General features: G+C 67.9%; 13 protein-coding genes. 7 read left to right on the plus strand and 6 right to left on the minus strand.

The genetic code is table 11. The features are described 5' to 3' along the window. Positions 1–30 precede the first annotated feature (30 nt). Both HCT51_RS05495 and HCT51_RS05500 read left to right on the plus strand, forming a co-directional pair. Positions 31–897 (plus strand): nuclease-related domain-containing protein, encoded by an 867-nt coding sequence (locus HCT51_RS05495; RefSeq protein ID WP_166871105.1) that lies wholly within the window; start codon positions 31–33, stop codon positions 895–897. 43 nt (positions 898–940) lie between these two features. Next, on the plus strand, positions 941–1,414 hold the full coding sequence (locus tag HCT51_RS05500) for a VanZ family protein (protein ID WP_166871107.1): 474 nt from the start codon (positions 941–943) through the stop codon (positions 1,412–1,414). A gap of 12 nt (positions 1,415–1,426) precedes the next feature. Here HCT51_RS05500 and HCT51_RS05505 read toward each other — a convergent pair whose 3' ends face one another. The 4 genes from HCT51_RS05505 to HCT51_RS05520 all read right to left on the minus strand — a co-directional run bounded on the left by HCT51_RS05505 (position 1,427) and on the right by HCT51_RS05520 (position 5,412). Next, positions 1,427–2,650 carry a cobalamin-independent methionine synthase II family protein gene (locus tag HCT51_RS05505; protein ID WP_166871110.1) on the minus strand — a complete coding sequence of 408 codons (1,224 nt, stop codon included), beginning with the start codon at positions 2,648–2,650 and terminating at the stop codon, positions 1,427–1,429. Positions 2,651–2,731: 81 nt separating this feature from the next. Beyond that, a complete protein-coding gene (locus tag HCT51_RS05510; protein WP_166871111.1) occupies positions 2,732–3,295 on the minus strand; it encodes an HdeD family acid-resistance protein in 564 nt (187 codons plus the stop codon). 98 nt (positions 3,296–3,393) lie between these two features. Then, positions 3,394–4,194 (minus strand): SDR family NAD(P)-dependent oxidoreductase, encoded by an 801-nt coding sequence (locus HCT51_RS05515; protein WP_166871113.1) that lies wholly within the window; start codon positions 4,192–4,194, stop codon positions 3,394–3,396. A gap of 33 nt (positions 4,195–4,227) precedes the next feature. Continuing rightward, the gene (locus HCT51_RS05520) at positions 4,228–5,412 is read right to left on the minus strand and encodes a MarP family serine protease (protein ID WP_166871115.1); all 1,185 of its coding nucleotides are present in this window, start codon (positions 5,410–5,412) and stop codon (positions 4,228–4,230) included. Between the two features lie 213 nt (positions 5,413–5,625). On the opposite strand from HCT51_RS05520, the gene rpsO reads away from it, so the two are divergent. Next, positions 5,626–5,895, plus strand: a complete 270-nt coding sequence (rpsO, locus tag HCT51_RS05525; RefSeq protein ID WP_166871117.1) for a 30S ribosomal protein S15 — start codon at positions 5,626–5,628, stop codon at positions 5,893–5,895. Between the two features lie 475 nt (positions 5,896–6,370). Here the strand turns inward: rpsO and HCT51_RS05530 are convergent, their stop codons facing one another. Continuing rightward, complete coding sequence (locus tag HCT51_RS05530) at positions 6,371–7,486, minus strand: baeRF11 domain-containing protein (protein WP_166871119.1); 1,116 nt, start codon at positions 7,484–7,486, stop codon at positions 6,371–6,373. Between the two features lie 182 nt (positions 7,487–7,668). On the opposite strand from HCT51_RS05530, the gene HCT51_RS05535 reads away from it, so the two are divergent. Together HCT51_RS05535 and HCT51_RS05540 are read left to right on the plus strand one after the other, a co-directional pair. Beyond that, on the plus strand, positions 7,669–8,718 hold the full coding sequence (locus HCT51_RS05535) for an LLM class flavin-dependent oxidoreductase (protein ID WP_224760692.1): 1,050 nt from the start codon (positions 7,669–7,671) through the stop codon (positions 8,716–8,718). 29 nt (positions 8,719–8,747) lie between these two features. Continuing rightward, positions 8,748–9,569, plus strand: a complete 822-nt coding sequence (locus HCT51_RS05540) for an aldo/keto reductase (protein WP_166871121.1) — start codon at positions 8,748–8,750, stop codon at positions 9,567–9,569. Positions 9,570–9,575: 6 nt separating this feature from the next. On the opposite strand, the gene HCT51_RS05545 is transcribed toward HCT51_RS05540, so the two are convergent. Further along, positions 9,576–10,130, minus strand: coding sequence for a type 1 glutamine amidotransferase domain-containing protein (locus HCT51_RS05545; RefSeq protein ID WP_166871123.1), 555 nt, complete (start codon positions 10,128–10,130; stop codon positions 9,576–9,578). Between the two features lie 190 nt (positions 10,131–10,320). On the opposite strand from HCT51_RS05545, the gene HCT51_RS05550 reads away from it, so the two are divergent. Both HCT51_RS05550 and HCT51_RS05555 read left to right on the plus strand, forming a co-directional pair. Next, complete coding sequence (locus HCT51_RS05550) at positions 10,321–11,436, plus strand: LLM class flavin-dependent oxidoreductase (RefSeq protein ID WP_166871125.1); 1,116 nt, start codon at positions 10,321–10,323, stop codon at positions 11,434–11,436. Next, the gene (locus HCT51_RS05555; RefSeq protein ID WP_166871127.1) at positions 11,436–12,062 is read left to right on the plus strand and encodes an FMN reductase; all 627 of its coding nucleotides are present in this window, start codon (positions 11,436–11,438) and stop codon (positions 12,060–12,062) included. The genes HCT51_RS05550 and HCT51_RS05555 overlap by 1 nt, the downstream gene beginning before the upstream one ends. Positions 12,063–12,114: the final 52 nt, after the last annotated feature.

Consider the following 12,114-nt stretch of genomic DNA (forward strand, 5'->3'; position numbering starts at 1 on the left):
TAGAAACACAACCGCTGGGGGGCGGCACAAATGTCTGAGGGGGTTTCAGACGTTGACACAGTCGGGGGCCTTACGGGGCCCCCGACCTATGTCACCGTCGGGTGGTCCGAGTCGCTGCGGATCGGCACCGCCGGATACGGAACCATGCGCGCGTGCCTCGACGCGCAAGAGCTCGCCCCGGCCCGCCGCGGTGCGGTGGCCCGCTGGCTGGGAATCGACCCGCTGACGCCGACCGCCCGGCCACTGTTTCTGCGGGCGCTCGCGGAACGCCGGGTCGGCCTGCTGCTCGACGAACTCGGCAGCCAGTGGGACGCGCTGCACGCGATTCCTCGCACCGAGCCGGATTCGCCGCTGGAACACCTGATCATCGGCCCGGCCGGCGTGTTCGTGATCCGCGGCCTCGATGCCGGATCGGGCGATGTGTGGGTGCGCGGCGTGACGCTCGTCGCGCGCCGTCATCGCCACCCGATGGACGATCTGCAGGAACAGGCGGAGTATGCGAGCCGGATGCTGCGGCAGGCGACTGCGCTCCCGGTTGAAGTGCGCCCCATCGTCGTGCTGCTCGACCCCGGACACATCTGGACCCGCACCGACAACGGAGCGCTGATCGTGCTCTCGAACCGTGAGTTCGTCACCTGGCTGCTGAGCCAGCCGATTCGTTACTGCGGTGACGACGTTGCCGCGCTGTCCGAGGCAGCGGAAACCGCTGCCACCTGGAACCAGCAGCCCACCGATCGGATGCTGCAGGGCGGAGTCACCTCCGCGTTCGACGCGCTGCAGCATGCGGTGACGCTGGCCGGCAAGCCGCGGCGCCTGTGGGTGGCCGCCGCCGCCATCCTGGTGCTCGCGGGCGCCTGGTCTGTGGCGTTCGCGGTGACGCTCGGCCACCTGCACTGAGTAAACCCGCCTCCTCTCAGCGGGCATCCGACATGATGGACGGATGCTGCGCCGCCATCCGTTTCTCAGCCCGCTCACGATGGCGTACCTAATATTCGTCGGCTGGGTGACGCTGAACCCCGAGCCCGACGACCCGCGCGCCTTCGGCCCGCTGGATCGGTTGCTGCTGTTCTTCTCGCGCGATGACCGCACGTCGTGGATCACCTTCGACCTGGTGGAGTTCGCCGCGAACATCGCCATGTTCGTGCCGGTCGGGGTGTTCCTGGTGCTGCTGTTCGGCCGCCGGTGGTGGTGGATCGTGACGCTGGGCGGACTCGGCCTGTCGGTGGGCATCGAGCTGATCCAGATCGTGCTGCCGAGCAGGTTCCCCGACCCGCGTGACGTGTTCGCCAACGGGATGGGCACCCTGCTCGGCGCGCTGCTGGGGCTGGCCCTGACCGCCGGAACCGCCAAGCGCCTGCGCCTGACTGCCGAGAACGCCCAGCTGCGTCGAGAGAACGAGGCGCTTCGCGGCTAGCCAGCTGGCCAGCTAGAACAGTCGCTGGCTCGCGATGCGGGCACCCGCCCCAAGCGCTTCCAGCTTGGCCGCCGCGATCGACGGGTACACCCGGCCGCCCAGGCCGCAGTCGCTGGAGGCGATCACGTTCTCGCGGCCGACCACCGACGCGAAGCGTTCGATGCGTTCCGCGACGAGCTCGGGATGCTCCACCACATTGGTGGCGTGACTGATCACCCCGGGCAGGATGAGCTTGCCGTCGGGGAGCGTGACGTCCTCCCAAACCCGCCACTCGTGTTCGTGCCGCGCGTTCGCCGCCTCGAACGAGTACGCGCCGGCGTTGATCTCCAGCATCAGGTCGACGATGTGCTTCAGCTCAATGTCCGTGGTGTGCGGTCCGTGCCAGCTTCCCCAACACAGGTGGAAGCGGATGCGGTCCTCCGGCAGGCCACGCAGGGCATGGTTCAGGGCCTCGACGCGGATGCGGGTGAACGCCCGGTAATCCTCGATGCTGGGCTCCGGGTTGATCTGATCCCAGTTCTCGGCGATGGACGGGTCGTCGATCTGCAGGATCAGGCCGGCGTCGATGATCGCCGTGTACTCCTCGCGCAGCACGTCGGCCCACGCCCAGATGAACTCTTCCTCGCTGGCGTAGTACTCGTTGCCGATGCGGCTGGCCGACCCCGGCGAAAGCGCGGTGAGGAACCCCTCGGTCAGGTCCGCGGCATCCAGTCCCGCCTTCAGATTGGCGATGTCACTGGCGACGGCCGCCTGGCCGGTGTAGCGGAGCAGCCCGGTCGCGCTCGGAAACCCGGTGGCGTTCTTACCGACCGAGATGCCGCTGGTCGGGTCCTGGTATGCGTCGGCGAAGCGGGTCCAGTCGCGTCGGTCGACGAAGCTGGTGAGCCGCACGTTGCCGGGGGAGCTCCGCACCGGCTCGGTGAACAGCGGGTTGAAATCGGTCAGCTGCAGACCGCCGGTGCGCTGGAACGAGTACGTCCACCAGACACCGTAATCGACCGGGTTCGACATGGCCTTGCCGTACTCGCCGTCACCGGGCACGGTGATGCCGGCATCCTTCTGGCGCTGCACCAGGTCGATGACCGCGGCGGTGAGCAGCGCGTCGAACTCTGCGGTGCGCTTCAGGGTGAAGCCGTCGTCGCTGAACTCGCGTGCCTCGTTGGCGGCGATCAGTTCCGGCGTGCGGGGCAGACTGCCGGCGTGGGTGGTCTGGATGCGGGTGGCGCTGTTCTGCATGGAAGCCTCCAATTCGAGTCCAGCGTCACACGGATGCCGCGCGCTGTCACCCGCGACGTAACACGCGTTAAGACAGGAGGCTCAGGCCCGTTGCCGCTGCCGGGTGAGCGCCGCGATCACCGTGACCACACCGATCAGGATGAGGAGGAAGCCGCCGGTGATCACAAAGGTGGCCAGGGCCAGCCCCGGCAGGATCAGCACCGCGATACCGGCGAGCAGGGTGATCACGCCGACGACGATTGCCCACCAGCGCGGAGTGATCGTGTGGCCGGTGATGCCGGCGACGAGGTCGAAGATCCCCTCGATGATCCAGCCGATACCGATCACGATGGCCAGCAGCATCAGCGACTCGAACGGGCTGAACAGGCAGATGATGCCGGCGATGGCGATCAGTCCGCCCAGGATGCCGATCAGCCAACGTGCCCCGGTGCCGAGCGGTGTCGCGCTGACCGCAAACGCGATCCGGGCGATCCCCGACAGGACGAGGTAAATGCCGAAGAGTACGGCGATGGTGAAAAGGGTGGCGTTCGGCCAAACCAGCGTAACGATGCCCAGAATGATGGCGATCACACCGACGGCGATCATGCCCCCACGAGTTGTTCTGTCGGAGCCGGTGGACTCGGGGCGAGTATCGAACGAGGACATCAGAAATCCTTCCGTACGGTGTTTCACAGTGTGCCATGCTGACGCCCGGCCGCCCAAGGGGGCAGCCGACCGGTCGCGGGCGGTCCTCGCGCCGCCGGTCAGTCGCCGAGTCGGCCCACCGCGACCCAGCGCGCCGGAAGTACTCGGGTGGCCAGCATGGCGAGCTTGTAGCGCAGCGAGGGCACCGAGAGCGCCTTCCCGCGCGCGGCGTCGCGCAGCGCGATCCGCACCACCCGGCGCGGGGTGAGCCAGGCGACCCGCGGAACCCCGCTGGCCTGGGTTCCCATCCGCTGGTGGAACTCGGTGCGCACCAGTCCCGGCGCGAGGGCGGTCACCGTGACGCCGTGCTTGCGATAGTGCAGATTCGCCCAGCGGCTGAAGCTCACCACCCACGCCTTGGCCGCACCATAGGTGCCGCGCGGGGTGAAGGCGGCGATGCTCGCCACGTTGATCACGGTTCCGCGGCGCCGCGGCAGCATCTGGGTCAGTGCGGCGTGGGTGAGCCGCATCGGCGCGGTCACGAGCACGGCGAGCAGGCGCTGCTCCTGGTCGACGTCGTTGGCCTCGAAGTCACCCTTCAACCCGTAGCCGGCGTTGTTCACCAGCAGGTCGATCGGCCGGGTCTGATCAGCCGCCCGAGCCTCCACATCGGCGAGGCCGCCGGCATCCGCCAGCTCGGCATCGATCACCTCCACGTCGATCCGGAAACGTTCCGCCAGATCGGTGGCCACCCGGTCGAGCCGTTCGCGGTCGCGGGCGACCAGCACCAGGTCGAAGCCGCGCGCGGCCAACTGCCGGGCGAACTCGGCGCCGATGCCGGCGGTCGCGCCGGTGATTAGCGCGCAGGGCGGAGCGGCGTCGGATGCTGCCGGACGGGAGGATGCGGCGGATCGGGCCATGCCGCCCACGCTACGCGGTGCGCGGCTCTGCGGTCAGCCGCTCGTGCAGCTGCCGGACGCCACCGGGTCGTCAAGCCCGGGAGCCTGGGCGATCACGGGAGCGACCTCTTCCATCGTCAGCGCGAACCCCACGTCGGCGGTCGTCGCGCTCTTCGCGAAGATCACGCCCACCACCGCGCCGTCGGCCGACAGCAGCGGTCCGCCGGAGTTGCCCTGCTGCACGTCCGCGGCGAGGGTGTACACCTCCCGCGGCGTGGGATTCTGACCGTAGATATCAGCCACCGCCGCCGGACCCACCGAGATCACGCCGGCAGGCTTCGAGCTGAACGGGCCACCGAACGGGTAGCCGTTGAACACCGCGTCGCTGCCCGGGGCGAGGGTCGGCGCGAACTCCAGCGGTGCGGTATCGAGGTCGTCGAATGCCAGCACGGCGAGGTCGTCCACCGGGTCGAAGTACACGATCTCGCCGGAATGCACCTCACCGTTCGGCGCCTCCATGATCGGCTCGGTCACTCCGGAGACCACGTGCGCGTTGGTGATCACCCGGTCGGGGGCGATCACGAAACCGGTGCCGGTCTGGTTCTGCCCGCAGGAGTATGCCGCGCCGGTGACGCGCACCACGGATTGCGCCGCTCGCGCCAAACCGGGGCTGTCGCTCGCGACATCCGGAACCGTCGGAGGTTCGGCAGGCGTCCCGCCGATCGCCTGACTGAGCCGCGGAATACCTTCCTCAAGCACCAGCGACCGCAGCTGCGACGCGACGACCTTGACCGGGGCGGGCGTCACCGACTCGATGCTGCGCAGCACAGACGACGAGGCGATCGCCGGGGTGAGCAGGGGAATGCCGAGAGCGCCGACGCTGACCGAGACCGCGGAGATCACGAGCGCGGCCACGGCCACACTCACCGCGGCACCGAACAGCCGCTCGATGATGCGCAGCGGCCCGCGATCGAACTGCCGGCCGATGGCGTTGCCGAGCGTCGCGCCGAGGGTGTTGCCGAGCGCGATGAGCAGCAACAGGGTGGCGATGATCGCCGGGGTGCGCCACTCCGGAGCGGGAACCCAGGTGCTCACCACGGGGATGGCGAAGAACGCGGCCACGCCTCCGGCAGCCACACCGAGAATGCCGCCGAGGCTGCGGAAGAAGCCCGCGCGGAAGCCGTAAACCAGGTAGCCGATGAGCAGCAGAATGAGCAGGATGTCGAGGACAATCCCCATGCGTCTCCCTCCGCTGGTCCGGTGATTCGACCATACGTCACGCCGCTGACCTTGCCGGATTGGTGGGCGGGCTGGACCGAAAACGGCGCGGGCCGGATGCGCGGGCCGAACGCTGGTAGACTCTTCAGGTTGCCGTTAGATCGGCCGCGGATAAAGAGAGCTCAGACAATAAGGTTTCGGGCGCCGCGCAACGAGAGAAAGGGGATCCCATCTATGGCACTTGAAGCTGATGTCAAGAAGGCGATCATCGAAGAGTACGCGACCCACCCCGGTGACACCGGATCCCCCGAGGTTCAGGTTGCAGTCCTGTCCCGTCGGATCAAGGACCTCACCGAACACCTCAAGGAGCACAAGCACGACCACCACTCACGTCGTGGCCTGCTTCTGCTGGTTGGTCAGCGTCGTCGTCTGCTCGGCTACCTCCAGGATGTCGACATCAACCGTTACCGCTCGCTGATTGAGCGTCTCGGGCTGCGTCGATAACCTCAGGTCGCACGACAGGCGGGTCCCATCCTCGCTCTGTGAGCGCCACGCGCTCCCGGAGCTTGTAGAAGGGTCTTCGCTGATACCGCGAACTTCTTGGACGGGCCGTCACCTTCGGGTGGCGGCCCGTTTTGCGTTTCCGCGTGCGGTGCAGCGCTGAGCGCCGCGCCGGGCTTGAGCCGTGCCCGGTCTCCTGGCGGTGAGGTCTGCCGTTTGGTGGTTCCCGGGCTCGCGGAGCGACCAATTGCCAGACCTCAGCCCGGCGGGCGCGTGGGTGGCGGCCCGTTTTGCGTTTCTGCGAGCGGTGCACCAGTGAGCGCCGTACTTTCTCACGAGCGCCGCTGCATTAGCGGCGGCGCTCGTGAGAAAGTACGGCGCTCGCGGGGGAGCGGCCTCGGGATAGCGGAACTTCGCTAGCCCGAGGCCGGATTTGGTGCGGATGCCGCAAGTAGCGGCATCCGCGAGTACGAGCCCCCTAGAACGGGTACCGCAGAATCGCCGCCACCGGTGACCCGTTCGGCACGTCCTCGGTGCGGAGCGCCCGCACCCGTCCGTCGGAGCGCAACACCCGCGCCGCGATCTCATCGATCACGCCGTAGCTGCCGGTGGTGGGTTCGTGGTCGAGGTGCAGGGTGCCGTCGTCGTCGATCGAGCCGGACAGCGCGGCATCCATGTCGAACACCAGCTCGTCGATCGCGGATGCCGTGGCGGCTCTCGCCACGTGGCCGAGGTCGCTGGTGGCGCGGTCCTTGGCCCGCTGGGTCTCGTAGCGTTCGCTCCACGCCTTGGTGTCTGACTCGTTCAGCTCGTCGAGCACTGCACGGGCCCGGTCGGTGAGCTGCGGCACGGTCACACCCTCCGGGTTGGCATCGATTCCGCGCGCGCACAGATGCTGGTAGGTGTTGATCGCGCGGTAGGCCGGCCCGAGCTCCTTGCTCGCGGCCAGGATCAGCGGAAGCGACGTGTTGCCAATCCGCGCGAGCACGGCATCCTGAACCAGCCGGCAATATCGCTGCTGCTCGGTCTTCTCCCCGTTGGCGCCGAGCGCCCGGCCGCGTGCCAGCTGATCCTCGGTGGTGGTGTACTCGAGTACCGAGTGCAGGTCGTCCGGCAGGCTGAGCTGCAGTTCGCGCGCCGGTTCGCTGTCGTTCGTCACGCCGAACAATTGCACCCGACCCTCGCTCAGCGTCAGCACGTACGCCGCATGCGAGAAGGTGACGGCGCGCAACAGCGTGCCGATGTCGAAGCGGTGGTTCACGCTCACGCGGGGTTTCACATCCGTGAGCAGGCGGTACACCTGCAGTAGTCCGGGCGAGGCGAACACGGCCAAACCGCGAGCCTGCCGCATCCAAAACTCCTCATCCATGTCGAGCGCCTCCAGCGAGGAGATCACCTCGCGCGCTCGCTCCGGATTCGCGCCCGTCGCCTTGAGCTGGCGGGCCGCGTCGGCCACACACGACTTGAAGGCGATGCGCGCCTCATCACGTTCTCGAGGAATCGGCGACGACGGCACGTATATCGTGACGCTCGCTTCATCGCGATGACTGGCCAACTGCTCGAGATCGGACGGACTGGGTAGAACTGGAAGCATGAAACACCCCTCTGTGTCGGAGCCTGATGTGGCAAACGGCCACCGGGCGACAGACGCCACGGCGGTCGCTGATTCGACCGTACGCCTCACGTTGCAGACACGCGAGGCTTCGGCGGGGAACGTGCAGGAGACTCGTAGGGAGCCGAGGAATACCCGCACCTCGCCTGTGGTTCGATCAGGTGATGACTTCTCCGCTGCGCCTCTCCGTGCTCGATCTGATTCCCGTCCGCCACGACCAGACCTCCCGAGACGCCATCGCGTCATCCGTCGCCCTCGCCAAGCGGGCGGACGAGCTCGGCTACACCCGCTACTGGGTCGCCGAGCACCACAACATGCCGTCGGTCGCCTCGACCAACCCGGCGGTGCTCATCGGGATCCTCGCCGCGAACACCGAGCGGATCCGGGTCGGCTCCGGGGGAGTGATGCTGCCGAACCACGCGCCGCTGGTGGTTGCCGAGCAGTTCGGCATCCTCGAGGCCGCGTTCCCGGGCCGCATCGACCTGGGCATCGGCCGGGCGCCCGGCAGCGACCCGGTGATCACCTCGCTGCTGCGCTCGAGCGGCACCACGAGCGACGTCGACACCTTCCCCAACCACATCACCGACATCCGTTCGCTGCTGCATCCGGATGGCGCTGGCCTGCGTCTCACGTCGGGCCAGCTGTACGAGCTGCGGGCCACCCCGCACGCCGCGTCGGCACCGGATGTCTGGCTGCTCGGCTCCAGCGACTACTCCGCCCAGCTGGCCGCGGGGCTCGGTCTGCCCTATGTGTTCGCGCACCACTTCTCCGGTGGCAGCACCACCCACGCGCTCGACCTGTACCGGCGCGGTTTCACCCCCTCGGAGGCGTCGGATACGCCGCGCACGTTCCTGACGGTGAACGTGTCGGTCGCCGAGACCGCCGATGAGGCTTACGCCCTCGCGTTGCCGCAGCTGCAGCACATGGCGAGGCTTCGCACCGGGCAGCCGCTCACCGCGCTCGCCACCGTGGAGGAGGCGGCGGCCTACCAGCTGACCCCCGCGCAGCAGCAGCTGGTGGACGGGATGCTGCAGACCTGGGTGATCGAGACGCCGCAGAACGCGGCATCCCGGATCCGCGCCCTCGCAGAGCAATTCGGCGTCGACGAGGTGATGGTGGTGCCGAACGCGTCGGCGCACCACGGCGTCGACCCCGCCACGGCGCCGGGCAGGGTGCGCGCGCTGGAGCTGCTCGCGGCGGAACTGCTGCGCTAGCGCGTGCGGCCGCTGGCTAGGCTGGCGGCATGACCGAGATTCCCCGGCACATCATGAACGACGGGCGCGAGATCCCGGCGCTGGGCTTTGGCACCTACCGGGTGGGGGAGGCCGAGACGGCAACGGCCATCGAGATGGGCTACCGGCTGCTTGACACCGCGCTCAACTACGGCAACGAGGCGGACGTCGGGCGTGCCATCCTCGCCGCGGACGTGCCCCGCGAGCGGCTGTTCGTCACCACCAAGGTGCCGGGCCGCCACCACGGCTATGACGAGACCACCGCATCGCTGTCCGAATCGCTCGGCAACCTGGCTCTCGAGTACATCGACCTCTACCTGATCCACTGGCCGATGCCGCGGCTTGACCTCTACGTCGACAGCTGGAAGGCGATGATCGACCTGCGCGAGGCCGGCCTTGCCCGCTCGATCGGCGTCTCCAACTTCACCATCGAGCACCTCACCCGGCTGATCGAGGAGACCGGGGTGGTTCCGGCGGTCAACCAGGTGGAGCTGCACCCGTACTTCCCGCAGACGGAGCTGCGCGCGTTCCACGTCGAGCACGGCATCCTCACCGAGAGCTGGAGCCCGCTCGGCCGCGGCTCCGACCTGCTGACCTCGGATGTCGTCAACCGGGTCGCCGGCAACCATGGCGTGACCCCGGCCCAAGCGGTGCTGCGGTGGCACATCGAGGTCGGGTCGGTGCCGATCCCGCGCTCCCGGAACACGGCCCGGCAGCGCGAGAACCTCGACGTGTTCCGCTTCCAGCTCACCGAGCGTGAGATCAGCGACATCTCCGCCTTGGAGCGCGGCCGCCTCTGGGGCGGCGACCCCGACACCAACGAGGAGTTCTAGCGAGCGCTACACGGCCTGCGCCGCGTGCTTGCCCTCCGCGAACTCCTCCACCAGCTTGCCGTTGAAGGCCGGCAGGTCATCGGGCCGGCGACTGGAGACCAGCCCGTTATCGACCACGACCTCCTCGTCCACCCAGACCGCGCCGGCATTCCGCAGGTCGGTCTTCAGGCTCGGGTACGAGGTGATCGTACGGCCGTCGACGACGCCTGCCTCGATCAGGATCCACGCGCCGTGGCAGATCACTCCGACGGGTTTGTGCTCCTCGAAGAACGCCCGCACGAAGGCCGCCGCATTCAGATCCATCCGCAGGTGGTCGGCATTCACGACGCCGCCGGGCAGCATCAGACCGTCGAAATCGGCGGATGTCGCGGCATTCACCGCCTGATCGACCTGCTGTTCGTGCCCGTGCTTTCCCGTCACCACGCCGGGCTTCGGCGCCACCAGCACCGGCTGCCCTCCGGCCTCGGTCACCGCCTGCCAGGGGCTGGTCAGCTCGCTGTCCTCGTACCCGTTGGTCACGAGGAACGCGTAGCGCTTGCCCGTCAAGTTCTGAGATCCCATGGTTCCCTCCCTTGGTTCGTTTGTCCCTCCACCGTATGACGGACCCCCGACGCGACGCCCGCGCATTCACGAACCTGTGAGGAAACACGGAGGTCGTGACCGATTGGGCCGATTTACCGGGAATAGTGCGAGCGTGCCGATAGTTCTGTAGGATATCCATGCAAACGTATCGACATTAGGAATGGTCAGCATGCAGTTCGGAATCTTCAGCGTCGGTGACATCACCACCGACCCCACCACCGGCTACACCCCCACCGACGCCGAGCGCATTCAGAACATTCTGACCATCGCGCAACACGCCGAAGAGGTAGGCCTCGACGTCTTCGCCATGGGCGAGCACCACAACCCCCCGTTCTTCCCCTCCAGCCCGATCGCGATCAACAGCTGGCTCGCCGCCAAGACCGAGCGGATCATCCTCTCCACCGCCACCACGTTGATCACCACCAACGACCCGGTGCGCCTCGCCGAGGACTACGCCATGCTGCAGCACGTCTCCGGCGGCCGCATGGACCTCACCCTCGGCCGCGGCAACACCGGCCCGGTCTACCCCTGGTTCGGTGAGGACATCCGTCAGGGCATCCCGCTCGCCATCGAGAAGTACGGACTGCTGCGTCGCCTCTGGAGCGAAGAGTACGTCGACTGGGAGGGCCAGTTCCGTACCCCGCTGCAGGGCTTCCAGTCCACCCCGCGTCCGCTTGACGGGGTCGCCCCGTTCGTCTGGCACGGCAGCATCCGTAGCCCCGAAATCGCCGAGCAGGCCGCGTTCTATGGCGACGGCTTCTTCTCCAACCACATCTTCTGGCCCGCCTCGCACACCGCGAAGATGATCCAGTTCTACCGCGGACGCTTCGAGCACTACGGCCACGGCACCGCCGCGCAGGCGATCGTCGGACTCGGCGGCCAGGCGTTCATGCGCAAGAACTCGCAGGACGCCGTCAACGAGTTCCGCCCCTACTTCAACAACGCGCCGGTGTACGGCCACGGCCCGAGCCTGGAAGAGTTCACCGAGCAGACCCCACTGACCGTGGGCAGCCCGCAGCAGGTCATCGACCGCACCCTCGGCTTCCGCGACTACGCCGGCGACTACCAGCGCCAGCTCTGGCTGATGGACCACGCCGGCCTGCCGCTGAAGACCGTGCTCGAACAGCTCGACCTGCTCGGCGGCGAGGTCGTTCCGGTGCTGCGGGAGGAGTTCGCGAAGAACCGTCCGGCCGATGTTCCGGATGCCCCCACCCACCAGGCCCGCGTCGCCGCCGCCAAGCAGGCCGCAGCGACCGCAGCCGCCGAACCCGCAGAGGTGAAGTAATGACCGTCCGCAGAATCGCCGTCGTCTCGGCCGGCCTCGGCAAGCCGTCATCGACCCGCATGCTCGCCGACCGGATGGTCGCCGCGACCGTGGCCCGGCTGAACGAGCAGGGCATTGAGACCGCCGTCGACGTCTTCGAGCTGCGCGATTTCGCGCAGGATGTGACCAACAACATGCTCACTGGATTCCCGAGCACCAAGCTCGAGACGATGATCGACACGGTCACCTCGGCCGATGGACTGATCGCCGTGACCCCGGTGTTCACCACCAGCTACAACGGGCTGTTCAAGTCGTTCTTCGACGTGATCGACGCTCAGGCGCTCACCGACATGCCGGTGCTGATGGGAGCTACGGCGGGCACCGCCCGGCACTCGCTGGTGCTGGACTATGCGATGCGCCCGCTGTTCACCTACTTGCACGCCATCGTGGTGCCGACCGGCGTGTTCGCCGCCTCGTCGGACTGGGGCAGCGGCGCAGACAAGGTGAAGACCCTGCACGACCGGATCGAGCGCGCCGCCGCCGAGCTTGCCCCGCTGGTTGCCGCGTCCACCCGCTCCAGCCAGGTGAAGGACCCGTTCGCGCTGGACCCGTCGTTCAGCCCGACCGGCGCATACGTCATCGACTGACCGAACATCGCTACAACCCGACGAAGAGGCCGTCATGCGAATCGCATGACGG

Source organism: Salinibacterium sp. ZJ450 (genome assembly GCF_011751885.2).
Taxonomy (GTDB): Bacteria; Actinomycetota; Actinomycetes; order Actinomycetales; family Microbacteriaceae; genus Ruicaihuangia.

Coding starts and splice junctions, on each gene's coding strand:
- HCT51_RS05495 (WP_166871105.1), top strand. CDS start 31: ATGTCTGAGGGGGTTTCAGACGTTGACACAGTCGGGGGCCTTACGGGG.
- HCT51_RS05500 (WP_166871107.1), top strand. CDS start 941: ATGCTGCGCCGCCATCCGTTTCTCAGCCCGCTCACGATGGCGTACCTA.
- HCT51_RS05505 (WP_166871110.1), bottom strand. CDS start 2,650: ATGCAGAACAGCGCCACCCGCATCCAGACCACCCACGCCGGCAGTCTG.
- HCT51_RS05510 (WP_166871111.1), bottom strand. CDS start 3,295: ATGTCCTCGTTCGATACTCGCCCCGAGTCCACCGGCTCCGACAGAACA.
- HCT51_RS05515 (WP_166871113.1), bottom strand. CDS start 4,194: ATGGCCCGATCCGCCGCATCCTCCCGTCCGGCAGCATCCGACGCCGCT.
- HCT51_RS05520 (WP_166871115.1), bottom strand. CDS start 5,412: ATGGGGATTGTCCTCGACATCCTGCTCATTCTGCTGCTCATCGGCTAC.
- rpsO (WP_166871117.1), top strand. CDS start 5,626: ATGGCACTTGAAGCTGATGTCAAGAAGGCGATCATCGAAGAGTACGCG.
- HCT51_RS05530 (WP_166871119.1), bottom strand. CDS start 7,486: ATGCTTCCAGTTCTACCCAGTCCGTCCGATCTCGAGCAGTTGGCCAGT.
- HCT51_RS05535 (WP_224760692.1), top strand. CDS start 7,669: ATGACTTCTCCGCTGCGCCTCTCCGTGCTCGATCTGATTCCCGTCCGC.
- HCT51_RS05540 (WP_166871121.1), top strand. CDS start 8,748: ATGACCGAGATTCCCCGGCACATCATGAACGACGGGCGCGAGATCCCG.
- HCT51_RS05545 (WP_166871123.1), bottom strand. CDS start 10,130: ATGGGATCTCAGAACTTGACGGGCAAGCGCTACGCGTTCCTCGTGACC.
- HCT51_RS05550 (WP_166871125.1), top strand. CDS start 10,321: ATGCAGTTCGGAATCTTCAGCGTCGGTGACATCACCACCGACCCCACC.
- HCT51_RS05555 (WP_166871127.1), top strand. CDS start 11,436: ATGACCGTCCGCAGAATCGCCGTCGTCTCGGCCGGCCTCGGCAAGCCG.